Source organism: Desulforhopalus sp. (assembly GCA_030247675.1).
Classification (GTDB): Bacteria; Desulfobacterota; Desulfobulbia; order Desulfobulbales; family Desulfocapsaceae; genus Desulforhopalus_A.
The window spans coordinates 695,885-718,182 of record JAOTRX010000002.1 but is presented as its reverse complement, the minus strand read 5'-3'; the positions used below and the strand labels follow the sequence as shown (position 1 = coordinate 718,182).

Annotated in this window: 19 protein-coding genes; 7 read left to right on the top strand and 12 right to left on the bottom strand. The window is 53.9% G+C overall.

What is annotated here, in order from left to right; genetic code table 11:
- The first annotated feature begins 49 nt into the window (after positions 1-49).
- Genes kdpC through OEL83_03175 form a run of 3 tightly spaced genes read left to right on the top strand, consistent with a single transcriptional unit; the run spans position 50 to position 4,031 of the window.
- Entirely contained in the window at positions 50-619 is a 570-nt protein-coding gene (gene kdpC, locus OEL83_03185) for a potassium-transporting ATPase subunit KdpC (protein MDK9706034.1), read from the top strand.
- On the top strand, positions 616-3,273 hold the full coding sequence (locus OEL83_03180; protein MDK9706033.1) for a sensor histidine kinase KdpD: 2,658 nt from the start codon (positions 616-618) through the stop codon (positions 3,271-3,273). Before kdpC ends, OEL83_03180 begins: the two co-directional genes overlap by 4 nt.
- 59 nt (positions 3,274-3,332) lie before the next feature.
- Complete coding sequence (locus OEL83_03175; protein ID MDK9706032.1) at positions 3,333-4,031, top strand: response regulator; 699 nt, start codon at positions 3,333-3,335, stop codon at positions 4,029-4,031.
- A gap of 315 nt (positions 4,032-4,346) precedes the next feature.
- Here OEL83_03175 and OEL83_03170 read toward each other — a convergent pair whose 3' ends face one another.
- From OEL83_03170 to OEL83_03135, 8 genes are all read right to left on the bottom strand, one after another.
- Entirely contained in the window at positions 4,347-5,195 is an 849-nt protein-coding gene (locus OEL83_03170) for a M48 family metallopeptidase (protein MDK9706031.1), read from the bottom strand.
- On the bottom strand, positions 5,192-5,635 hold the full coding sequence (locus OEL83_03165) for a YbjQ family protein (protein MDK9706030.1): 444 nt from the start codon (positions 5,633-5,635) through the stop codon (positions 5,192-5,194). Before OEL83_03165 ends, OEL83_03170 begins: the two co-directional genes overlap by 4 nt.
- Positions 5,636-5,645: 10 nt before the next feature.
- Positions 5,646-5,987 (bottom strand): YbjQ family protein, encoded by a 342-nt coding sequence (locus OEL83_03160; GenBank protein MDK9706029.1) that lies wholly within the window; start codon positions 5,985-5,987, stop codon positions 5,646-5,648.
- A gap of 96 nt (positions 5,988-6,083) precedes the next feature.
- Positions 6,084-6,617, bottom strand: coding sequence for a hypothetical protein (locus tag OEL83_03155; GenBank protein MDK9706028.1), 534 nt, complete (start codon positions 6,615-6,617; stop codon positions 6,084-6,086).
- A 110-nt stretch (positions 6,618-6,727) separates the two neighbouring features.
- On the bottom strand, positions 6,728-7,021 hold the full coding sequence (locus tag OEL83_03150) for a hypothetical protein (GenBank protein ID MDK9706027.1): 294 nt from the start codon (positions 7,019-7,021) through the stop codon (positions 6,728-6,730).
- Between the two features lie 66 nt (positions 7,022-7,087).
- Positions 7,088-7,264, bottom strand: a complete 177-nt coding sequence (locus OEL83_03145) for a hypothetical protein (GenBank protein MDK9706026.1) — start codon at positions 7,262-7,264, stop codon at positions 7,088-7,090.
- A gap of 204 nt (positions 7,265-7,468) precedes the next feature.
- Positions 7,469-7,651 (bottom strand): transposase, encoded by a 183-nt coding sequence (locus tag OEL83_03140; protein MDK9706025.1) that lies wholly within the window; start codon positions 7,649-7,651, stop codon positions 7,469-7,471.
- Between the two features lie 226 nt (positions 7,652-7,877).
- Positions 7,878-8,528 carry a PEP-CTERM sorting domain-containing protein gene (locus OEL83_03135; GenBank protein MDK9706024.1) on the bottom strand — a complete coding sequence of 217 codons (651 nt, stop codon included), beginning with the start codon at positions 8,526-8,528 and terminating at the stop codon, positions 7,878-7,880.
- Between the two features lie 451 nt (positions 8,529-8,979).
- On the opposite strand from OEL83_03135, the gene OEL83_03130 reads away from it, so the two are divergent.
- The 3 genes from OEL83_03130 (at position 8,980) to rsgA (ending at position 12,386) form a co-directional block, all read left to right on the top strand.
- Positions 8,980-9,747 carry a sugar phosphate isomerase/epimerase gene (locus tag OEL83_03130; protein ID MDK9706023.1) on the top strand — a complete coding sequence of 256 codons (768 nt, stop codon included), beginning with the start codon at positions 8,980-8,982 and terminating at the stop codon, positions 9,745-9,747.
- Between the two features lie 289 nt (positions 9,748-10,036).
- On the top strand, positions 10,037-11,311 hold the full coding sequence (locus OEL83_03125; GenBank protein ID MDK9706022.1) for a MerR family transcriptional regulator: 1,275 nt from the start codon (positions 10,037-10,039) through the stop codon (positions 11,309-11,311).
- 4 nt (positions 11,312-11,315) lie between these two features.
- Entirely contained in the window at positions 11,316-12,386 is a 1,071-nt protein-coding gene (gene rsgA, locus OEL83_03120; protein ID MDK9706021.1) for a ribosome small subunit-dependent GTPase A, read from the top strand.
- A 145-nt stretch (positions 12,387-12,531) separates the two neighbouring features.
- Here rsgA and OEL83_03115 read toward each other — a convergent pair whose 3' ends face one another.
- The 3 genes from OEL83_03115 to OEL83_03105 are packed head-to-tail and all read right to left on the bottom strand — an operon-like array spanning position 12,532 to position 17,188.
- On the bottom strand, positions 12,532-14,898 hold the full coding sequence (locus OEL83_03115; GenBank protein MDK9706020.1) for an ATP-binding protein: 2,367 nt from the start codon (positions 14,896-14,898) through the stop codon (positions 12,532-12,534).
- Positions 14,898-16,010, bottom strand: a complete 1,113-nt coding sequence (locus OEL83_03110; GenBank protein ID MDK9706019.1) for a spermidine/putrescine ABC transporter substrate-binding protein — start codon at positions 16,008-16,010, stop codon at positions 14,898-14,900. The genes OEL83_03115 and OEL83_03110 overlap by 1 nt, the downstream gene beginning before the upstream one ends.
- Before the next feature lie 5 nt (positions 16,011-16,015).
- Positions 16,016-17,188 carry a spermidine/putrescine ABC transporter substrate-binding protein gene (locus OEL83_03105; protein MDK9706018.1) on the bottom strand — a complete coding sequence of 391 codons (1,173 nt, stop codon included), beginning with the start codon at positions 17,186-17,188 and terminating at the stop codon, positions 16,016-16,018.
- Between the two features lie 242 nt (positions 17,189-17,430).
- Between OEL83_03105 and OEL83_03100 the strand changes: the two genes are divergently transcribed.
- A complete protein-coding gene (locus OEL83_03100; GenBank protein MDK9706017.1) occupies positions 17,431-19,338 on the top strand; it encodes a GNAT family N-acetyltransferase in 1,908 nt (635 codons plus the stop codon).
- Positions 19,339-19,405: 67 nt separating this feature from the next.
- Here the strand turns inward: OEL83_03100 and ppdK are convergent, their stop codons facing one another.
- A complete protein-coding gene (ppdK, locus tag OEL83_03095; GenBank protein ID MDK9706016.1) occupies positions 19,406-22,132 on the bottom strand; it encodes a pyruvate, phosphate dikinase in 2,727 nt (908 codons plus the stop codon).
- Positions 22,133-22,298 lie beyond the last annotated feature (166 nt).

Sequence of the window (22,298 nt, the reverse complement as noted above, 5' to 3'; positions counted from 1 at the left end):
ATTGCCGGCAATGTGACCGGGCACTCGCCCGGTGTGAGAGGAAACGATCATGAAGGAACTGAAAACAGCAGTGCTGTTCTGTCTTACCGTCACCCTGCTCTGTGGCGGTCTGTATCCGGCGGTGGTGACCGGCATCGCCGCGGCACTCTTTCCCCGGCAGGCGGCGGGCAGCTTGGTCATCGACGACCAGGGCAGAACCATCGGCTCGCAACTGATCGGCCAGCCCTTCACCGCCCCGCAATACTTCTGGCCACGGCCGTCGGCCACCCCTGAATTCCCCTACAACCCTGCGGCATCAGGGGGGTCGAACTCCGGCCCGAGTAATCCGGATTTCCTGAAAACCGTTGCCCAAAGGGTGCAAGCCATCCGCGACAGCGGCGTCACCGGTGCCATCCCCGCCGATCTGATACTTGCCTCGGCCAGCGGCCTTGATCCGCATATCTCCCCCGAAGCGGCAGCAGTGCAGACGACTCGGGTTGCCATGGCGAGGGGAATCACCGGGGCGTTGGTCGGCCATCTGGTCGCGGCCCACACCGAGGACCGGCAGGCGGGCTTTCTGGGAGAGCCACGAATCAACGTCCTGGCCCTTAACCTCGCCCTCGACAAGGTGTCACCATGAGCCTGCCGGAAGATGAACGGCCGACGCCCGAGGCCATGCTGAAGGTCGCTCAGGCCGAGGAACAGGGTGAACTCCGCGGCAAGTTGAAGATCTTTCTCGGCTACGCCGCGGGCGTCGGCAAGACCTATGCGATGCTCAAGGCGGCAGGCCAGCAAAGGCTCGAAGGCCATGATGTGGTGGCGGCCTACGTCGAGTCGCACGGCAGGCCGGAAACCGACGCCCTCCTCGACGGCGTGGAGACCATTGCCAAGGCCCGCATCCTCTATCAGGGGGTACTCCTGCCGGAACTCGACATTGACCGGGTGCTGGAGCGAAGGCCGCAAATCGTCCTGATCGACGAACTGGCCCACACCAATGCCCCCGGCTGCCGCCACGAAAAACGCTGGCAGGACATTGAGGAGATCCTCGTGGCCGGCATCGATGTCTGCACCACCGTCAATATCCAGCACTTTGAGAGTCTCAAGGATATCGTCGCCCAGATCACCGGGGTTACTGTGCAGGAAACCGTTCCCGACCGCATGCTCGACCTTGCCGATGAGATCACCCTGGTCGACATCCCGCCGGAGGAACTCTTGCAGCGCCTGCGCCAGGGCAAGGTATATATCCCCGAACAGGCCGCCCTTGCCGCAAAGAAATTTTTCCAGCCCGGCAATCTCATTGCCCTCCGCGAACTCGCCATGCGCCGGGCGGCCAGCAGGGTCGACGAAGAGATGCGGAACTATATGGAGACCCGCGCCATCCCCGGCCCCTGGCCGGCAAGCGAACGTCTTCTGGTCTGCGCCAGCGGCAGCCCGTTCAGTGAAAAGCTCATTCGCACCACCCGCCGCCTCGCCGACGAGCTGAAGGCGCAGTGGTATACCGTGTATATCGAGACCCCGAGCGTCGGCAGCCAGCAGCAGGAGAACCGCGAACGGATCTGGCGCGACCTGCGTCTTGCCGAGAGCCTCGGCGGCGAGGTGGTGACCATCTCCGCATCGTCGGTCGCCGAGGCGGTCATCGACTATGCCCTGCGCCATAACGTCACCCGCATCGTTGTCGGCAAACCGGCAAAATCACGGTGGCGGGAACTGTTCCGGCCACCCATCGTCGATCAGATCATCCGCCTCTCCGGGGCCATCCATGTCCATGTCGTCAGCATCAGCGACCTCCCCGCCAAACCGCCACGCCACCTCAGCCGGCGGCCTTCCATCCCCTGGATCGACGCCCTGGCAAGTCTCGGTCTGGTGGCTGCGGCCACCCTGCTTTCGGCCCTGGCGGCGCCCTTTCTGTCGCCGATCAACCTGGTCATGCTCTACCTGCTGGCGGTGGTGATCGCCGCCATCCGCTTCAATCTGCGACCGGCCATCCTCACCGCGGCACTCGGCGTCCTGGCCTTCGACTTCATTTTCATCCCGCCGCGTGGCAGCTTTAAGGTCCAGGACACCGAATACCTGTTCACCTTTTTCGGACTGTTCGTCGTCGGAGTGGTCATCAGCACCCTGGTGAGCAAATCCCGCGAACGGGCGGAGGTCATGCGCGAGCGCGAGCTGCAGACGGAAAGTCTCTACTACCTGAGCCGCGATCTGGCGGCGGCAAGCGACCGGGAGACGGTTTTCGCGGCGGTGGTGAAGAACATCGGCGAGGCGATGCAGGCGGAACTGGCGGTCCTCGCCCCCCATGGCGAACAGATGGAGATAGTTGCCTGCAGTCAAGGCCTGCACCTCGACATCAAGGAACTGGCTGTCGCCGACTGGACATTTCGCAACCAGAGGGAGGCCGGGATCGCCACCAATACCCTTGGTTCGGCCGCCCTCCTCTACCTGCCACTGGCGACCCCTGCCTGCCCACTCGGGGTCCTCGGCGTCAAGCTGCCGGACATCGCCGGGTACCGCAACCCCCACAACCGCCGCCTTCTCGACGCCTTCGTCACCCAGATATCGCTGGCCCTGGAACGGGTCCATCTGGCCGAGCGGGCCAAACAGGTGCAGCTTCTCCAGGCCCGGGAAAACCTCGAAAGGGCGCTGCTCAATTCCATCTCCCATGACCTGCGCACCCCGCTGGTGTCGATCATCGGCGCCCTCAGCAGCCTCCGCGACGACAACCTCGACATCGACGCCCCAAAAAGGCAGGCCCTGCTTACCGGCGCCTGGGACGAGGCGGAACGACTGAACCGCTTTGTCGGCAACCTCCTCGATATGACCAGGCTTGAGGCCGGCGAGCTCAGCCTGCGGAGAGAGCCCTGTGACGTGCAGGACCTCATCGGCTGCGCCCTTGCCGCCCTTGAAACACGGCTGGGCGACAGGGAGGTGCAGGTAAAACTTGCCGAAGACCTGCCGCCGGTCGACATGGATATGGTGCTGATGAGCCAGGTACTGATCAATCTCCTCGATAATACCTTGAAATATTCACCGTCTGGGAGTCCTATAGAGATCACCGCCCAGGCCGAGGAGCGACACATCCTGCTTGAGGTCCTCGACCGCGGGCCGGGCATCCCCGAGCCCGATCTCGGGCGGGTTTTCGAGAAGTTCTACCGCCTGCCGGCGGTGGAAGGAACGAGCGGCACCGGCCTTGGCCTTTCGATCTGCAGAGGCATCGTCGAGGCACACGGTGGCACCATCCGGGCGAACAACCGCCCGGACGGAGGTGCCCGAATCACCATCCAACTCCCACGGTAGAGCTGCGTTGAGCAGCCAGCTGCTCAAACGAAACCTGCCCTTGAGGTATAACGAAAGATATGTCCCAGGAAAAACATCCCCCGCGCCTGCTCATCGTCGACGATGAACCGGCGATCCAGCGCTTTCTAAAAACCGCCCTCGAAGGCGGCGAATTCGAACTCCATCAGGCAATGGACGGCCGCGCCGCGCTGACGGCAACCGTGGCGGAAAAGCCCGATCTCATCCTCCTCGATCTCGGCTTGCCGGATATGGACGGGGTTGAGGTCATCACCAGAATTCGCCAATGGTCGCAGGTGCCGATCATCGTCCTCTCCGTCCGCGACCGCGAGACCGACAAGGTGAAAGCCCTCGACAGCGGGGCGGACGACTACCTGACCAAGCCCTTTGGCGTCGGCGAGCTCCTCGCCCGAATCCGCGCGACCCTGCGCCGGGCGCTACCGCCAAGCCCGGAGCCGGTCTACCGCATCGACGACCTGGAGGTCGACCTCGCCAATCGCCTGGTACGCCTCCGCGGCGAGGAGGTGCAACTTACCCCCACCGAATACGACGTCCTCCGCCTGCTGGTCAGCAACGCCGGCAAGGTCCTCACCCACCGGCAGATCCTCAAGCAGCTCTGGGGCGCCACCTACCTCGAACAACCACATATCCTGAGAGTGAATATCAGCAACCTCCGCCACAAACTCGAAAACGACCCATCTCGTCCTCGCTATATCGTCACTGAGACCGGGGTGGGATATCGTTTTAAAGGGCTGGGGTGAAGGGGCACAAAGCAATTATCAGGCTTAACCAGCCTTTTTCTGTTGTTTGCCCTACGTTTGGCGTAATGCTTCTTGTTTAAAAATCGAGTTGATCGACAATCAGTCCCATGGCATTGGCGATCTTCTTCAGGCTTGCCCTCCGCGGCTTCGCGATATTTTCCATTTGGGCATAGGCCCCTTGGGTCATACCGGCCCGAGCCACCAATTCTCGAAATACACAGAAGTCAAGCCTGACACTGACACGGCTAAACTGTTACCTTTGTGACGTTTTCCACTCTCAACAAGTTACATAACTTACCAATGTCCACTCTGTTTTCACTCTACTTTTCCCTTTCTATCATTAAGAAAAGGAAGCACGCCAGACTCCGGGAGCGGCATGATAGGGCCTATCGGATATTTCTTTAGTTGCAGGTAGCTGGCAAGTGTTTGCATGCGCCAGAGGGTGTCCGGATGTGTCGAAATTATATCAGGCCGTTTGATGCCACCTTCATGGCTAGCCAACACCTTAAAGACGTCAGTTGTACCTCCAGCATGACCATAAGCGCGGGCAAACAGATCGATGGCGTAACGATCTGCAGCCGACTCCCGATCACGGGAGTGTTTTAAATCAAACGTCAGCACTGAAGGAGCTATAAAACCTGGGAGATCGCCGGAGAGGCCCAACAAGGCCGTAATAGACAATAGGACAAGCCCCCTACCCAATCCTCGCAAATGGTCACGATGGGCATAATGGCCCAACTCATGGGCCAAAATCATTGCTACTTCATTCTCCGTTTTCAATTCAGAGAGCAGCCCTTTGAACACGACAATATTTCCAGCCGGCAATGCCACCGCATTAACAGCGGCCTGATCATCAACTGTAACTTTGTACGTGAATGGCGGCAGCCCCTCTGCCGGAGTCACTAAAGAGTCGAGAATTTTCTGCAAATAGTTGCTGGTGCGGGGAAAGCCACTCTGAGCAAAATTGGAGGTGATGCCGGTGGCAATGGCTACTTCAAATTTTGGGGGCATACGCTCCGCGATCTTCTCAGCCGCATACCCCAGAACGAAGTACACTCCGAAAACAATCCCCAACAACCATAAACTCAGGCGGATAAATTCCCGGAAATGGTTGTGCGTCGGGACATTTACGTTAACCTCGCAGTATCGCGGTTCAAACTTCATTTAGAATAATAGACCGCCGTGCCGCATGCCATGGCCTCTATCCCGGTTATTTTTTTTCGTTCGCCTATTTTCATGTTCTCTATCCGGACGTTAAGGATTGCATCCGCCCCCACAGCTTTCTCTTTCATACGAAGGACCGCTTCGCGGCGCGCCCTGTCCAGCATGGCTTCGGCAACGGAAATCCTCATGCCAAAAAGACTGGCCAAACTTGCCACGACCTGCTTAAAAAAATCACCGCCAATTACGACACTACCCATTACCAGTTCCGATTTGACAACAGGGCGGTCTTCCGCGAACTTCAAGGTTAATGTCGGAAGCGAGACAAGAGCTTTTTCTCTTTCAACAATGTTCCTTAAATGAGCTTTTTCTCTATGCGTCCCGATAAAATAGGAAATCCCGAAGAGTGCAATCCAGATTGCCCAGGTAATCAAGTCTGTCATGGTTGCGCTCCTATTCTACCCTGACAGCGGTGCCGTAGGTGTAGATCTCTGCCGCACCTGCAGCGACATCGGATGTTGCAAAGCGTACATTTACGATTGCATTGGCGCCTAATGCGGTTGCCTGTTGAATCATTCGGCTTATGGCTTCTTGACGCGTTTCTTCCAGCAGGCGTGTGTAGTTTTTCAATTCCCCTCCGAACATATTCTTAAAAGACGCTCCGATGTCCTTAAAAGCATTCTTCGAACGCACCGTACTGCCGCAAACCACTCCATAATGCGTTGTGATTTTCTTGCCGGGGATAGTTTCGATGTTTGTGATTTCCACTGCTCCTCCTTTTGTGTTGGTGATCATAATTAAACACCTTTCTGTTTTGTCGTGCATTTTACGTAGAATTCAGCGGACCCGCGCTGTTCGCGGGGTCCGCTGAAATGTCTGGTTGGGTAATTATTATTGAATTTTCCACCAAGACTTGCCATGCAAAGGATTCGACTCTAGTGGGCAGAATTTTGGCGTGGCCATTTTTTGAATGTCCATTGATTCTAAGAAGTCAGATGGGAATATTATTTCTACGCTGGATATTGGATTTAAACGATTTCTGAATTGTTCATCTCGAGTTAGCAGAACGTTGATGCCTGCAAATTCTGCCTCAGCCAGTAAAGTGCAATCTTTTTCCTTAGGGTGTGATTTTAGCAGTACTTCTTTTCTCATTTTCAAATCATTTTTTGACCAATTTGGAATTACCTCATGGAAAAGAACTCCAGCAGTTGATTCATGAACATCTCTCCATTTTTCTTTTGAAATATCTCCAACCTCTTTCAATACCTGAGGGAGAATGCCACAACACAACCCACCGTACAGGAATATTCTTATCATTGAGACTCGTTGTATATAATTTAACTGTAGGTCATTCAACGGATCATAATCAGGATCAATTGCTTCTATTAAATAAGTCAAAGCGTTTGAGTCTAATGATATGTTCATTTTTTATACCCAACGGTGAAATACCTGCCAGCGAATGAGCAACAACCTATTAAAACTGCCGATTGGAATGGTGTGGTTTGCTGATTAATTAGGCACAGTTTTGTGACGATTTATTTATCGAATTCCGTAAGCTTTGGCCATGAAACACGAGCGTGTTTTCCATTGCCTTTTGAAAGTTTTTTTCTTTCAATAAATCGACCTTCAAATTCGAAACCTTCGGTGATTTTTACCACCAACAGTTTGTTGAAGTTGCCTCCACGCTTTACTTGAACCATCTCTCCCGCCTTTTCTGGAGAAATGGTTTTAATTTCAATATAATCATTGCCAAGCTTACCATCTGAACCACTGGTATGTGGTTTGTGGCGCTTAATGCCATACTCGATTTCAGCATATAGCTCACCCAACTCGCCCCATATTTGTAGGTAGCGTCCTGTGAGCTCGTGGTAAGATATTGCGCTCTCGACCAGGCTCTAGAAAATTATAACCAGTTCAGGGTCAGGGGCAGACTGTGGCCACCCAACCGGCAAATCGCATTCCTCTAGGAGTTGCCACTCCCAAGGGTTATAACCGCAAGCAGCGGCATCAGCTATTTGCTCTGCGCTATAGCCGTCATTATGCATATCGTGCAGAAAATCCCAATCGCTCATATTTTCTCCTTGCCCAACGAGTCTGTAGAAAAAGCCAATTTTCAGAATTCCATATTTTCACCGGCCCGTTTATCTCAGCCTATAATTAATAGAACCGTAATTTAAGTCTTTTCGAATATCTGTATTTTAAAGTTCATTCCCAACTCTTTATTGCCCAAAAGAACTAGTCAATATCATACATTTCCTATCTCTTTCTGTGGGTACTTAGGCAAATCCCACCCCATACCTGAATATCTTTATCAGATTATGGACAATGCAGAAAAGATTCCACTGGGTGTTGACCTTTGCCTTCCCTCGCAAGGTAAATCTATCAAGGCCAAGGGCTGAGCGAATATGCAGGGAAATAGAGGGACATGGAAATAGAGGAACATCATGCTTATTTTTCATGGCTTGACATCTAATTGGCATGGTGTCCCTGTATTTCCTGGTGGATTTTATAGTTGGAAATGTGCAAAGTGTCCCCCTCATTTTCATTGAAATTGGGCTTTTTGTCATAAATGTTTTGCAATGTAAGTAGCAACGTCCCCAAACTTCATATTGGATAAAGCGTAATTGTGGTCTGTCCCTGTTTCTTCTCAGAATGTCAATATGTTAAGCCTGACCCCGTCCCTACCTATCGTTTATTTTTCCTCCGAGCATTTACCAATCCAGCTAGACCAATGCCCATTAACAGAATGGTAGCTGACTCGGGGACTGGGTCAACTTTCTCAAGTTTGATATCATCCAAAAGCATACCAATGTCATCACCCCCAATGCCTTCAAAGCTCAATTGGACTAGCTCTATTGAAGCTATGGAGAACTCTTGAGTAAAGGATGTAAATGGACTGTCCCAGGACAGAGCGTGACTGGAATTTACAAGAGAACCTTGACCAACACTTACATTAACTTGATCAATGTCCAAAGGCCTCCTTTGGTTCCCTGCCAAGCTATAGCTGAGGATGTAATCGCCTGGATCTAAGGTGAAAATATGTGTCATCTTTCCAGCATCCATATTTCCGAAATGTAAACCAGATCCATCCATGTCTACAAAAAGGCCATTGTCGGTGAGTGTATTGATTGAAAGGACAGCATCTAATGGCGCACTTACCAAATCAACATTACCATCTGAAACTGTCCAATTATCAAATGAGACATAATTTGGACTAATATTTCCATTATTTTCACCATCGAAGTTATCGCTGAAAATAAGGGTGGCGTTAACCATCCCAGCCATCCCAAGTAACATCATTCCACACGCAATTCCAACCAAGTATTTTTGTTTCATTTGTCTTTTCTCCTAAGTTTTTGCATTCAGTTAGACCACCCAACAAGGGATTATACGAACCGCCTATCAATCGCCAAAATCCCGCAAGTCGGTTCAATTCAACACATTCTCTAACATCACTCATGTATTTCCAATCCCCTTGCTTCCTGTCAAGTGGTATTTTGTAATATACTAGAATTTCACACATTATTTATTAACTGGATTATCTCTTGCCCGTACACCAATGGATGCGTTTAATTTAGCGAGAGTAAAGATATCTGCACCAAGGGAATTTTCGTGATTGTACCTCCTCCCGCTCTATTGACTGAATGCATATGTCTGGGGGAGCCATGCTTCATTTATGGGTGTTTTTCTCGCTGGATGACATAGTATATTGATTGAGCTTTGGGATAGATTGGAGGAAAGAGAAACATCTGACGTAACCAAATTTCCAGCAACTGAGGAACGCACCATGAAAATTGGCATAATGAACAACCCGTCAAAATCCATCTATGACGAGGCACGGTTTTGTGGCAAAGGCGGTTTCGACTTTTTGGATTTAACCATCGAAGGCCCTAAAGCCAGCAACGTTGATAGTGCTCAATTACGGCCGATCCTTGATTCTTATGGTCTATCGATCACTGGCCATACCGACCCCTGCCTGCCATATGGATATCCGGTCCAGGGAGTCCGGGAAGCATGTCTTAAAGAACTGGAGCGATGTGCCGGGATTTTTTCCGACCTGGGGGCGAAGGTCATGAATATTCATCCCTGCTATTTTTGTCCGCCGGCCATGAGGAAAGATTTGCTTTCCTTCCATATAGAGGCATTGCAGCCCATTGTGGAAATGGCTTCATCGTATGGGTTGACCATGGTATTCGAGAACTTCAAAGCCCCTTTTGACAAAGTTTCCACCTTTAAAACCTTACTGACGGCTGTGCCCGGTTTACAGCTGCATCTCGATTTCGGACACGCAAACTTCGGAGCCGATAATCATGAGGTTTTTTGCGCTGAACTGGGAGAACACCTCCGGCATGTTCACTTTTCCGATAACCGGTCCAGGTCAGATGACCATATGCCTTTGGGTGTAGGGTCGGTAAATTGGCAGAATGCGGTGAAATCCTTAAAGGCAACCGGATATAACGGTACCATTACCCTGGAGGTCTTCTGTAATGATCCGAATATGCAACACAAATATCTGAACCTGAGCCGTGAATTGATTTTGGAACTCTGGGAGTAGTGTCCGCTCTTCCCCAGGCGATTTCCCGTGGATATTGAAGATTACCAAGCGGCTCCTTGCGCTAGTCCGAGAGAATTCAGCAGAACGTTTGGCTCTGGATTCCTCTGCTCAGCATACCTTCACGCAACACTTCCCAGGCCAAAGAGCGCAATAGCTGAGTTGAGCAGCTTGTATGCTCAAACGAAACGTATGCCACCCTTGCGGTATAAAAGTATTTCTTTGTACTAAATCCCGCACAATCAAAAATTCCCTTGACCCGACTACAGCTTCACAGTTTAGGATATGGCCGATGAAGAACTATCGCATTACTGAACTTGCCCATCACTTCGGCCTGTCGCGCTCGACGCTGCTCTACTACGACCGCATCGGGCTGTTGCGACCGAGCGGACGAACCGAGGCCAACTACCGGCGGTACACCCAGGAGGACCTGGCCAGGCTCGAACGCGTCTGCTTTTTTCGTGAGGCGGGTCTCGGTCTTGCTGAAATATGCCTTTTACTGGACAAGGCCAGCGCTGACAGTTCGATACTTGAAAAGCGCCTGGGTGAGATCGGCCGGGAGATTGCGCGGTTAAAGGCTCAGCAGCGAGTCCTTGCCGGCATGCTGAGGAAGGTTACGGCCGGGGGCGACGGTTCAGGCCTCGACAAGGAGTTATGGCTCAGCCTTTTGTCGGCCTGCCACTTCGACGAAGCGGCGCTCAAGCGTTGGCATATTGAATTCGAACGCCGGGCGCCGGTCGCCCATCACGCATTTCTTCTCAGCCTCGGGCTTAGCGAAAAAGAGGCACTCCAGGTCAGGATGCTGACCAAAAACATCAAGGAAAACACAGTAGCAATGAAATATTTTTACCAACTCTTCGAAGATCTCCCCAGGCAGGGCCCCGGTTGCCGGGAAGCCACCCTCAAAGCCCTGGGCCTGCTGGCGGATCTGCCGGCACAACCGACAGTCCTCGATATCGGCTCCGGCTGCGGCATGCAAACCCTTCTCCTCGCCCGGCAACTGCGCACGAAAATCCTGGCGATCGACAACCACCGGCCGATGCTGGACCGCCTGGACAAAGCAGCCACCGCCGAGGGTCTGGACATCGAAACGGTAGAAATGTCGATGATGGACATGACCTTTGACAAAGACAGTTTCGACCTGCTGTGGAGTGAGGGCTCAATCTTCATCATCGGCCTTGCCCGCGGACTGAAGGAGTTCCGGACCTACCTCAAACCGGGCGGCTACCTGGCCTTCACCGAGCTGTGCTGGCTGACCGATGATCGCCCCGCCGAGGCGAAGGCCTTCTTCGACAAGGTGTATCCGGACATCAGGTCGACGAGCGAGGTATGCCTGCTGGCCGCCAAGGAAGGCTACAAGGTGGTTGAGACCTTCAACCTGCCGGACAGCGCCTGGTGGGACGATTACTACACGCCGATGCTTGCCCGTATGGTAGAACTGCAGGTGAAGAATGCCGGGATACCCGAGGCCGAGGCAGTCTACGCTGAATGCCAGACCGAGGCGGAGATGTTCCGCAAACACTCGAAAAGTTACGGCTACACATTCTTCGTGCTGCAGAGGAACTGACACCATGAATAACCAATACTCCAAACTGGCAATGCTCGGTTGGACAGACTGGTTCGAAAAGCGGATCGAACCGGCCCCCGGCGAGGGCAGCATCGCCCGGGTTATGGCAGTCGACCGGGAGGTGCTCTTGGTTATCAACCAAGATGGCATTTTCCGGGCAAAACTTGCCGGCAGATATCACTACCAGCATGTCCTGGCACAGGATTTCCCCAGTGTCGGTGACTGGGTGCGTATCGAAAAACAACCGACCGACGATTTCGGCATAATCCAGGCGCTGATCGAGCGCAAGACCGTTCTGCGCCGGAAGTCGGCCGGAGAATCAGTCGAATATCAGATGATCGCCGCAAACCTTGACTGGGCAATCATCGTCCAATCCTGCCACTTTGACTTCAACGTCAACCGGCTGGAGCGATATCTCGTCATGGTGCGCGATGGCGGGGTTGAGCCCTGCATTCTTCTCACCAAAACCGATTTAATTACCCCGGAAACCCTGGCCGACCAGTTGGCGGAGATCGAGGCGGTGGGAATCACCGCACCGGTTATGACCCTAAGTAACGTCACAAGGGAAGGCATCGACGCGCTTTATTCGGCACTGCAGCCGGCCAAGACATATTGCTTTGTCGGCTCCTCGGGGGTTGGCAAGAGTACAATCATCAACAATCTGATGGGTCGTGCCCAGCTCCATACCGGCGACATCAGCGGCAGCGGTGAAGGAAGGCATACCACCGTCCGTCGGGAGCTGCTCATCCTGGAAAGCGGCGCCCTGGTCATCGATAATCCGGGTATGCGTGAATTTGCCGTCCTCGGCGCTGAAAACGGCATAGATACGAGCTTTTCCGATATCATCCAGCGCACCTCGTCCTGCCGTTACCGCAATTGCAGCCATACCGGCGAGCCGGGTTGCGCCGTCATTGAGGCCTTGCGTTCCGGCGACCTCAACCAGGAGCGCTACGACAACTACCGGAAACTCAAAGAGGAATCGGAATATTATCAAATGTCCTACGCCGAGAAGAGAAAGAAGGATCGTGACTTCGGCAAATTCATCAAGTCCGTGAAAAAGCATAGCAAGGGGTAAGGGGGTGGAGCGAAAAGAAGACGGTAAAACAAAACACGCCGCCGGGTCCGGCACTGGCCGGTACTCTGACAAAAACGACTCACCGGCACGTGCATCTCTTGCGAAATTACCTTCTCGTTTTTATGACGGCTTTACGGGAACGGTCCTAATTGCGCATTGAGCCCGCTTTGCGCAGCGGATGCTGCTGGGCCCGCGGAGAGCTGATCACAGTGTGGAGGGTGGCCGCAAATATGTCAGGTTGAAATGGTTTGGTAATATACTCGTCCATTCCCGAGAATATGCACCGTTCCTTATCTTCACTCATTGCATGGGCGGTCATGGCGACAATCGGCAGATGTTTGCCGCGCAGCCTTTCGGTCAAGGAACCAACGAGATCGTCTGGTAAATCGACAGCAAGCGGCGCCCCCTCCTCGATGGAACGGATGGCCGCAGTTGCGGTGAGGCCATCCATCACCGGCATCTGGATGTCCATCAACACCGCATCAAAATCACCCGAGGCCATGGCCTGCAAGGCTTCCATCCCGTTGCCGGCGGTTGTGGCCCGGATGTCCGCCCCCAGTATCATACAGGCCAGATCGCGATTCAACTTGTTGTCGTCGACGACCAATATATGCAGGTCTTTGATCAAGGCGGGCGGCTTGACATCCTCCGCTACGGTGTCTTGATCCGGCACTACCTGTTCGAGGGAGGGTCGCAGAGGCACGGCAAAATGAAAGGTACTGCCGACGTTCACCCGGCTTTCAACCCAGAGACGGCCTTCCATCAAAGCGGTCAATTGCCTGCAAATGGCCAGGCCCAAACCGGTGCCCCCATATTTTCGCACATAGGAACTGTCTCCCTGCTCGAATGTGTTGAAAATCATCGATAATTTTTCTTCAGGAATGCCGATACCGCTATCTTCTATGGAAAAATGCAGGGTATGCTTGGCGTCGTCGGATTCGCTGTTTTCCAAAGTCAGGCGTATGGTGATGGCGCCGGTGGGCGTGAACTTGATGGCATTGCCGACTAGATTGAGCAATATCTGCCGCAACCGGAGATCATCGCCGATAAATACCAAAGGCCCATTTTCCGGCGGACAACTCAACAGCTGCAAACCTTTTTCCCTGGCAGTGCCACTCATAGTTGCAACAACGCTATCAAGTAGCTGCCGAAGGTCAAAGGGAGCGCTGTTTAAGTGGAGTTGGCCGGCCTCCATTTTTGAGAAATCGAGGATGTCGTTGAGGATGCCGAGCAGGCTTTCCGCGGAATGCTGTACCGTTTCAAGAAATTGCTGCCTTTTTTCATCGGTTTGCGCCTCTTTGGCAAGATGGGTCATGCCGATGATTGCCGTCATCGGTGTACGTATCTCATGGCTCATATTGGCGAGGAACGACGATTTGGCCCTGGTAGCAGTTTCCGCCGCCTCCTTGGCCTGTTGCAAAGCGACATTCTGTTCGGCAATTTCCTGCTGGCGCAACTGCAGTCTGGTGGTCATGGCGTTGAAGGCGGCGGCCACATTGCGTATTTCGTCAGGGCCGATCAGGTCGAGACGGAGATCCTGGTTGCCGAGGCTGATCTGCTGCACGCCCAGCTGCAATTGCTCGATGGGCCGCAGGAATTGACTGTTAAGAAAGCGGGTGATGATAATCACCAGCAAAACGGAGATGCCAAACGCCGCCGCGAGGATGACCAGCAAGGCATTGAGACTTGCGGCGTGGGCCTCAACCAGTGGCAGTTCGGTGACGGCAATCCATGGCGTGCCGGGAACGGGGATCATGGTGCCGATCACCGGTTCTCCCTTGAAGCTTCTATACGAACCGGACCATATCTCTCTATTGGCACGGATCAGCTTGATAATATCCGACTGGTCTTCCAGTTTAGTATTAGCGAGCGCCACCTCCGGTGACGAATGGGCAACAACCCGGCCATCCCGGTTGATCAGATAGGCAATACCGGTCTTACCGAAGTGAAGATTGTCAACCACTTCGTTCAAGATATGCATGCGCAAGCGGCTGGCGATCACCCCGCCATCTTTCACCGGAATGGAAAAAAACAGGTAGGGCTCATCGGTCACCGATAATTGTCGATCACCGATATAATTCTCTCCATTACGGGCCGCTATAAACCAGTTGGACTGAGGAATGGTAAACAGATTCGCCAAAATTTTCTGATTTGCCGGGGCATGGGCGATAATCCGGCCCTGGGAGTCGACATGGATCAACTCCTGGAGAATGGGTTCATTTTCCAGGAATTCTTCAAATTCTGGTGAAATATCGGAAAATTTCTGCAGTCCGAAAAGTCGCAGTAGATGCAGCAGGCTCTGCTGCCGTTTAATGAAGTCGCCGACGGTTTGCGCAACCCGCTGCGTTGCCTCCCGCTGCCTTCCCAGCCAGCCCTCGTATTCGGTTTGCCGCACCAGAAAATACAAGCCGGTTATACTGGAAAACATCACGATGAACATGGCAATACCGAACACCTTCAACAGGTTACGGCGCAGACTGCCGGATGTCTGTGGTGATGGTTCAGTATTCATCAGTCACCTTGTTGCCGAGGCGGAGCAGCGAGAAAACGTTCCCAGGCCTTATGGTACAATGATCCCGCCGCCATCTGGATAGGAAGAAAGAAATGGGCCTGACGGAGCTCTTCCGCCGTGGGGAAAATAACCGGATCATTACGCACCGCAGGATGAACGAGGGGAATGGCCGCCTCATTGGCGGTCGGGTAATTCTTTTCATTGACGATCTGGGCGCTGATCTCCGGCCGCAACAGGAAATTAATGAAGATCGCGGCAGTATAGGCGTTGGGGCTGCTTGCCGGAATGACATAATTATCACTCCACAGGGCCGTGCCTTCCTTGGGAAGAACATAGGAAACGGCCGGATTGGCCCCATGCGCCTCCTGATAGTCAAGGGGCCACCCCAGCATTATCACGGCTTCGCCGCTGAGAATTCTCGCCACCGCCTTGGGGGTATCGACCTCGATCCACTTGACGGACTGTTTCAGGTCAATGAGGCGATCAACCGCCGCATTGACTTCCTCCGGTTTTTCCGAATTCAGCTTATACCCCAGCGACAGCAGAGTCATGCCAATCAGCTCTCTTTGCTGAAGCCGTAAGGCTACCTTTCCGGCGTAGCGGGAATCCCACAGATCGTTCCAGCTGGTCACTCCGTGGCCGATGAGATCGGTGCGCACCAGTAAGCCGGTGGTGCCATAATGATAGGGGGCGGTGTAACGGTTGCCTGGATCAATGGCCAGATCGCGAAAATTCGCCGAGATATTCTTGAAATTGGGGACATGATCAAAATCGATCTCGGCCAGACGGTTGGCCGAGATCAACGCGGGAATGAAGGGATTTTCCAGGACCGCTACATCGTAAACATTGCCTTTCAGGATATTGTCGACGGCCTCTTCCTGGGATTCAAAGGTGACATAATTAACCTTGACCCCATATTCCTTGGTAAAGGCATCAAGCACCGACTTCGGCATGTCGTCTACCCAGTTATAGAACACCAATTCCTTGGCAAGTGATGGCGGGGGGGCCTTCTTCGGCCGGCTGGAATTCTCACACCCATACAGCAGTGATATCAGCGCCAAACCGCAAAGCACCGACAGCCATCTTTTTGTGAACTTCGACGAATTCCGCATCAAGGTCACTCCGTCATAAATTGTGCCCAAATATCGGCATACAACTTTTTCCCCTCCGGACTGAGGGGCAGGACGATCGAACCGTGTCCCAACTCTTTATTTCCGGGAAATACCACCGGATTGTTACGTATCTCCGGATGGACCAAGGGAAGTGCTGAGTCGTTGGGTTGCGCGTACTTTTTTTCGTTGATAATCTGCGCGGTGACTTCGGGACGCAACAGATAATTGATGAAAAGTTCCGCGGATTGCTTCTGGAGGCTTCTCGCAGGGATGGCATAGCTCTCTCCCCACAGGGCTGTCCCTTCCCTGGGCAACACAAAGGTGACCGCCGGGTTTTCTCTATGGGCCGCCCAATAATCTCCGGCATAACCGTGTAGAACGGCAATCTCGCCCCGCAACAGTTTCGCCGCCGCCTCAGCCGCCTCTATATCAAGCATGACGACCGAGGGCTTCAGCTGCAGAAGGCGCTGCAGTGCTGCTGCCAGTTCCCGGGGATTTTCCGAAGCGAAGGGAAAACCAAGGGATGTCAGGGTCATACCAAGTATCTCCCGGGGCTGCACCCGCAGTCCGATTTTACTGGGAGGCTGCAGATGCCAGAGATCCGCCCAGCCCTGTATGTGATCGCCGACGAGGTCGGTGCGCACCACCAGACCGGTGGTTCCGTAGGAGCCGGGAACCGAATAACGATTGCCGGGGTCGTACACCAAATCACGGAAATTAGCCGAGATATTCTTGAAATTCGGAACACTGGCAAGGTTGATCTCGGCAAGGAGACGATCTTTGATGAGCGAGGGGAAGAGCTGATTTTCTATCAACACCACATCGTAAACCTGGCCGGATCTGATGCGTTCCTCAGCCTCCTCGGAGGATTGAAACGACAGGTATTGGACGGGAATGCCATATTCCCGGGTAAAACCATCAAGAACTCCCTGCGGCATACTTGCGGCGTAGGTATAAAACACCAGTTGCTTTGCCGCCTGGGATGCCGATGCGCTGCAAAGCGCTTGCCCGGGCAGGCAACAGCTCAAAACCGCCAGCGTTATCGATAGCAGCAGGCCACGACAAGCCGGCAGATGGCCCCGCTTTGCTGTTGCCGACCTTCGGAGTTGCAGCAAGGCAGTACCTTTCATGAATGTGTCGTACTCATCTGAGGTTCTTTGCTCCACATTGAATGCCATCTTCATTTTCCAGCAGGCAATGCCTTGCCCATGTCAACGAAAACACAAAGATCAGATCATTTCTACTTATATATGAAAAAATGCCGGAAATACAAAAATGCCGGATGATTTTTTATTTTTTCAATCAAGGGGGATGAATGCCTTCTCTCACCAAGCCGTCCTTGCGAAAAGCACCAAGACCCAATAGTATGAGGAGAGAAGACACCACCCTGGATGGCAAACATCTGAAGATGGAGCGTGTTATGACAAGTAACTCGGGTTATTGGGCAGACAATTATCAAAGCAACAGGTTGTCGGTCGAGGACGCCATTGCCAAGATTAAATCTGGCCAGCGAATCTTTATCGGTTCCTCCTGTGGTGAGCCGCAGCAGTTGGTGAAGGGGCTGGCCGATGCCGGGACGACCTTTACCGATCTGGAAATCGTCAGGATGTTCAGCGGCGAGAGTACCTCCTTGTCGCGCATCGCCGAAAAATCGAAATCCCAGAATCTCAACATCCGCTCCTTTTATCTTGGTTCGGCAAACTCCAAGAGCTTCAAGGGCGATCTACGTTTTATCACTCCAATTAATATCTCCGATGTCCATAAGCTCATAAAATCGCGGCTGATGCCCCTGCAGGTCGCCCTGATTCAAGTCAGCCCGCCCGATGATTTCGGCTGGATGAGCCTCGGCATCTCCGTCGATGTCACCGCCTCGGCAGCAGCGGCGGCCGACCTGGTCATCGCCCAGGTCAACCGCCACATGCCGCGCGTGCTTGGCCGCAGTTCCATCCATGTCAACGATATCGACTATTTTGTCGAACACGATGAAAAGCTCATTGAGATCGGTACCTATCCGGATGTGGCAATGGCCGGGATGATCGCCCGCTACATTGCCCGCCTTATTGAAGACGGGTCGACCATGCAGATGTCCCTGGGCGGCACATCCCAGGCCAATATTGAGGCGCTGCGGGAGAAAAATGACCTGGGCATTCACACCCAGTACATGACCAACACCATCATGCGCCTGATGGCCATGGGGGTCGTGAACAATAAACGCAAGGGCTTCAACACCGGCAAGGTTATCTGCAGCAATGCCATAGGCGACCAGGAACTCTACGATATGCTCGAAAACAATACGGCAATCGAGTTTCACCCATCGAATTATGTTAATGACCCGCGGAAGATCGCCAAAAATAACCGGATGGTGGCGATGAATATGTGCCGACAGATCGATCTCACCGGCCAGGTGGTCGCCGACGCCCTGCCCTTTAATAATTTCTCCGGGGTCACCGGCATCCTCGACTTTTTTCGCGGTGCGGCGCTCTCTAAGGGTGGCAAGTCAATCCTCATGCTGACCTCCACGACCAAAGATGATAAAAACAGCCGGATCGTCCCGATGCTGCAGAACACCGCCGTCGTCGTGCCGCGCAGTGAGGTGCAGTATGTGGTAACCGAATATGGCTCGGTGAACCTCTTCGGCAAATCTCTTCAGGAGCGAGCAACCGCCCTCATCAGCATCGCCCACCCCACCTTCCGCGACTGGCTTTTCGATGAGGCAAAGGAACTCGGCCTGCTCGGGCCGGAACGAAGTCTGCGCGAGGAAATGCTTTCGATCTATCCTCTGGGACTTGAGGAAACCAGGGTAGTCGACAAGCACCGCATCACCTTCCGCCCGGTCAAACTGACCGACGAACGGATACTCCAGGAGCACTACTACGGCCTCGACAAGGTCGATGTCGTGTCCCGGTTTTTCCACGAGAAGACCAGTTTTGTCCACAAACAGATCGAACGCACCTTTGTCATCGACTACACCAAGGACCTGACAATCGTCGCCGTCGAAGGGCCGCCGGGTTTTGAGAAGATCCTGGCGGTGGGTGAATACTATCTCAATCCGGAAACGGAAATGGCCGAGATAGCATTTTCAGTGGTGAAGGAATGGCAGGGACGGGGTTTGTCGTCCATCGTCATTATCAAGCTCGCCGAGGCCGCCAAACGAAGCGGAATAAAAGGACTGACCGCCTTCACGTCGCGGGAAAACAAAAGAATGGTAAAACTTTTCAATACCTTGGACTACGAGGTACAAACCACGATACAAGGCAATTCGATATACCTGGAGGCATCTTTTACCAAGTTGAAAGGCGCAAACCAGGATACATCGTCAGGGAGATAGGTGACCTGTCGCTATACCGGTCAAATCAACCCATCTCCCTTCTTCTTCCCTATTCAGCCTCCTCGGGTCAAGCCTTCTTCAATGCCGCATGGGCGGCGGCAAGCCTGGCAATCGGCACCCGGAAGGGTGAGCACGACACATAGGTCAGGCCCAAGCGGTGACAGAAATCGATTGACTGCGGATCGCCGCCGTGCTCGCCGCAGATCCCGCATTCCAGATCGGGTTTAACACTGCGGCCCTTACTGATGGCAATCTCCATAAGGGCCCCAACGCCCTCCTCATCAATGGTGGCAAAGGGGTTATGAGGCAGGATACCTTTTTTCAGGTAATCGATGAGAAAACCGGATTCGGCGTCGTCACGGGAGATGCCGAAGGTTGTCTGGGTCAGGTCGTTGGTGCCGAAGGAGAAGAATTCGGCATGCCCGGCTATGGCGTCAGCGGTGAGCGCCGCCCGGGGAATCTCGATCATCGTGCCGAATTTATAATCGATCACCATACCCTGCTCACGCATGACCTCCTGGGCAACCTTCTCAAGAATCTCCCGTTGCTGCTGCAACTCGTTGTGGTGGCTAGTGAGCGGAATCATGACCTCCGGATGAACATCCACACCCTCACGTTTCATCTCGCAGGCCGCTTCGAAAATTGCCCGTACCTGCATCATGGTCAGCTCGGGGATGGCGATTCCCAGGCGAACGCCGCGCAAACCCAGCATCGGATTGGCCTCGCGCAGCGTTTCCACCCGTTTCAATACCTGCTCCTTGATATGGGCCTGTTCGAGGATGGCGTTGAAGTCATCCAGCCGAGAGGCGTGCTGCAGTTGCAGCTTGAGATCGGACAACTCAGTCATCAACTCGATGTGGCTCGGTAAAAACTCATGGAGAGGTGGATCGATCAGACGGATGATGACCGGCAGGCCGTCCATAGCCCGGAACAAACCGGCGAAATCCTCTCGCTGGTAGGGCAGCAGAGCGTCCAGGGCCTCCTTGCGGTCAACCCGCCGATCGGACATGATCATTTTCTGAATCAGCGGCAGCCGTTCCGTCTGAAAGAACATGTGCTCGGTACGGCACAGCCCTATCCCCTGTGCCCCGTATTCCCTGGCCCGGCTGGCATCCTGCGGATAATCGGCGTTGGCCCATACCCCGAGGCGCCTGAATTCGTCGGCCCAGGACAGCAATCGAATCAGCCAGGGATCGCGGATATCGGGGATGATGGTGGGAATGGTCCCCAGATAGACATGGCCGGTAGTGCCGTCGATAGAAATCATGTCGCCCTCGTGGATGATCATCTCACCTACCGTCATCAGCCGCCGGGCAATCTCAATATTAAGGCTGGCGGCACCGACCACCGCCGGCTTACCGAATTGTCTGGCAACCAGGGCGGCATGGCTGGTCCGGCCTCCCTTGCTGGTAAGGATGCCTTGCGCCGCCAGCATACCGTGGACATCGTCCGGCTTGGTTTCCGGACGGACCATGATGACTTTCTTATTATGCTTTTTGGCCCAGGCCTCGGCAATATCAGCGTCAAAGGCAACAACCCCGCAAGCGGCTCCCGGTGAGACGTTGAGACCCGAGGCAACTTCCCGGCCGCTATCCCTGGCCTCCTTGATCGCCGCCGGATCGAACTGGGGATGCAAGAAGAAGTCAACCTGTTCCGGACTGACCCGCAGCACTGCCTCCTGACGGGTGATCAATCCCTCATCCACCATATCGACGGCGATACGCACTGCCGCCTGAGCCGTGCGTTTGCCGTTGCGGGTCTGGAGCAGCCAGAGTTTGCCCTTTTCGATGGTGAACTCGACGTCCTGCATTTCCCGGTAGTGGGTCTCCAGCCTTTTGGCGATCTCTTCGAGTTCGGCACTGGCCTTCGGTAACTCCTTGTGCATTTCCCGCAGGTCGGAGGTCTGACGGATGCCGGCGACGACATCCTCGCCCTGGGCATTGATCAGATAGTCACCTTCAAGGACCTTTTCTCCAGTCGAACCGCTGCGAGTCATGGCAACACCAGTGGCGCTGTCCGCCCCCATATTGCCGAAGACCATGGTGACAATGCTCACCGCCGTGCCGAGGTCATGGGCTATACCGGCGGCATTGCGGTAATCGACGGCCCGTTTGCCGTTCCAGCTCTTGAAAACCGCCTCGGTGGCCATATCAAGCTGATCGTATGGATCTTCGGGAAAGGGATGGAGGGTGTGATGGCGGTAGATTTCCTTGAATTCAGTGGTAACCGCCTTCCAGTCGGCAGCGGAAAGCTCGGCCTCGGACAGCACGCCGGCCTGACGTCGCACCCGGCTCAAAACCTTTTCAAAGACCTCGTCCGGCATACCCATAACCACGCAGCCAAGCATCTGGACCAGCCGCCGGTAGGCGTCGTAGACAAAGCGCTCGTCGCCGGTGAGATCGATCATGCCCTTGGCGGTTTCATCGTTCAGGCCGATATTCAGCACCGTATCCATCATCCCCGGCATGGAGAACTTGGCGCCGGACCGGCAGGAGACAAGCAAGGGATTGACCCGGCCGCCGAAGGTCTTGCCGGTGGCCACCTCAATTTTACGTAAGGCCTCAATTTCCTGAGCCCAGAGCTGGTCCGGAAGAGTTCCTCCTCCGGCAAGATAGGCGTTGCACGCCTCGGTGGTGACAACGAAACCGGCCGGCACCGGAATTCCCAGGCGAACCATTTCGGCAAGATTGGCACCTTTGCCGCCTAATAAATCCCGAACCTTCTCCCAACTGCCACCGTGGCTTTCCTGGATCTGGTTGACTTCATCGAAAAGATATACCCACTTTTTACCCATGGCCCCCCCCCATTGATGATTGTGTGATTCCTTTTCTCAATCAAGACGACAACGAAGCTGCAAGCGAACAGCTTGTCTGCTCAAACGAATCGTATACCCTTCCGGTATAAAAAGAAACCTGCCCACCTTTACTCGTGCTAAAGATGTTCTGATTTTGCTTTAGATA

Coding starts and splice junctions, on each gene's coding strand:
- kdpC (MDK9706034.1), top strand. CDS start 50: ATGAAGGAACTGAAAACAGCAGTGCTGTTCTGTCTTACCGTCACCCTG.
- OEL83_03180 (MDK9706033.1), top strand. CDS start 616: ATGAGCCTGCCGGAAGATGAACGGCCGACGCCCGAGGCCATGCTGAAG.
- OEL83_03175 (MDK9706032.1), top strand. CDS start 3,333: ATGTCCCAGGAAAAACATCCCCCGCGCCTGCTCATCGTCGACGATGAA.
- OEL83_03170 (MDK9706031.1), bottom strand. CDS start 5,195: ATGAAGTTTGAACCGCGATACTGCGAGGTTAACGTAAATGTCCCGACG.
- OEL83_03165 (MDK9706030.1), bottom strand. CDS start 5,635: ATGACAGACTTGATTACCTGGGCAATCTGGATTGCACTCTTCGGGATT.
- OEL83_03160 (MDK9706029.1), bottom strand. CDS start 5,987: ATGATCACCAACACAAAAGGAGGAGCAGTGGAAATCACAAACATCGAA.
- OEL83_03155 (MDK9706028.1), bottom strand. CDS start 6,617: ATGAACATATCATTAGACTCAAACGCTTTGACTTATTTAATAGAAGCA.
- OEL83_03145 (MDK9706026.1), bottom strand. CDS start 7,264: ATGAGCGATTGGGATTTTCTGCACGATATGCATAATGACGGCTATAGC.
- OEL83_03140 (MDK9706025.1), bottom strand. CDS start 7,651: ATGAAAAATAAGCATGATGTTCCTCTATTTCCATGTCCCTCTATTTCC.
- OEL83_03135 (MDK9706024.1), bottom strand. CDS start 8,528: ATGAAACAAAAATACTTGGTTGGAATTGCGTGTGGAATGATGTTACTT.
- OEL83_03130 (MDK9706023.1), top strand. CDS start 8,980: ATGAAAATTGGCATAATGAACAACCCGTCAAAATCCATCTATGACGAG.
- OEL83_03125 (MDK9706022.1), top strand. CDS start 10,037: ATGAAGAACTATCGCATTACTGAACTTGCCCATCACTTCGGCCTGTCG.
- rsgA (MDK9706021.1), top strand. CDS start 11,316: ATGAATAACCAATACTCCAAACTGGCAATGCTCGGTTGGACAGACTGG.
- OEL83_03115 (MDK9706020.1), bottom strand. CDS start 14,898: ATGAATACTGAACCATCACCACAGACATCCGGCAGTCTGCGCCGTAAC.
- OEL83_03110 (MDK9706019.1), bottom strand. CDS start 16,010: ATGCGGAATTCGTCGAAGTTCACAAAAAGATGGCTGTCGGTGCTTTGC.
- OEL83_03105 (MDK9706018.1), bottom strand. CDS start 17,188: ATGGCATTCAATGTGGAGCAAAGAACCTCAGATGAGTACGACACATTC.
- OEL83_03100 (MDK9706017.1), top strand. CDS start 17,431: ATGACAAGTAACTCGGGTTATTGGGCAGACAATTATCAAAGCAACAGG.
- ppdK (MDK9706016.1), bottom strand. CDS start 22,132: ATGGGTAAAAAGTGGGTATATCTTTTCGATGAAGTCAACCAGATCCAG.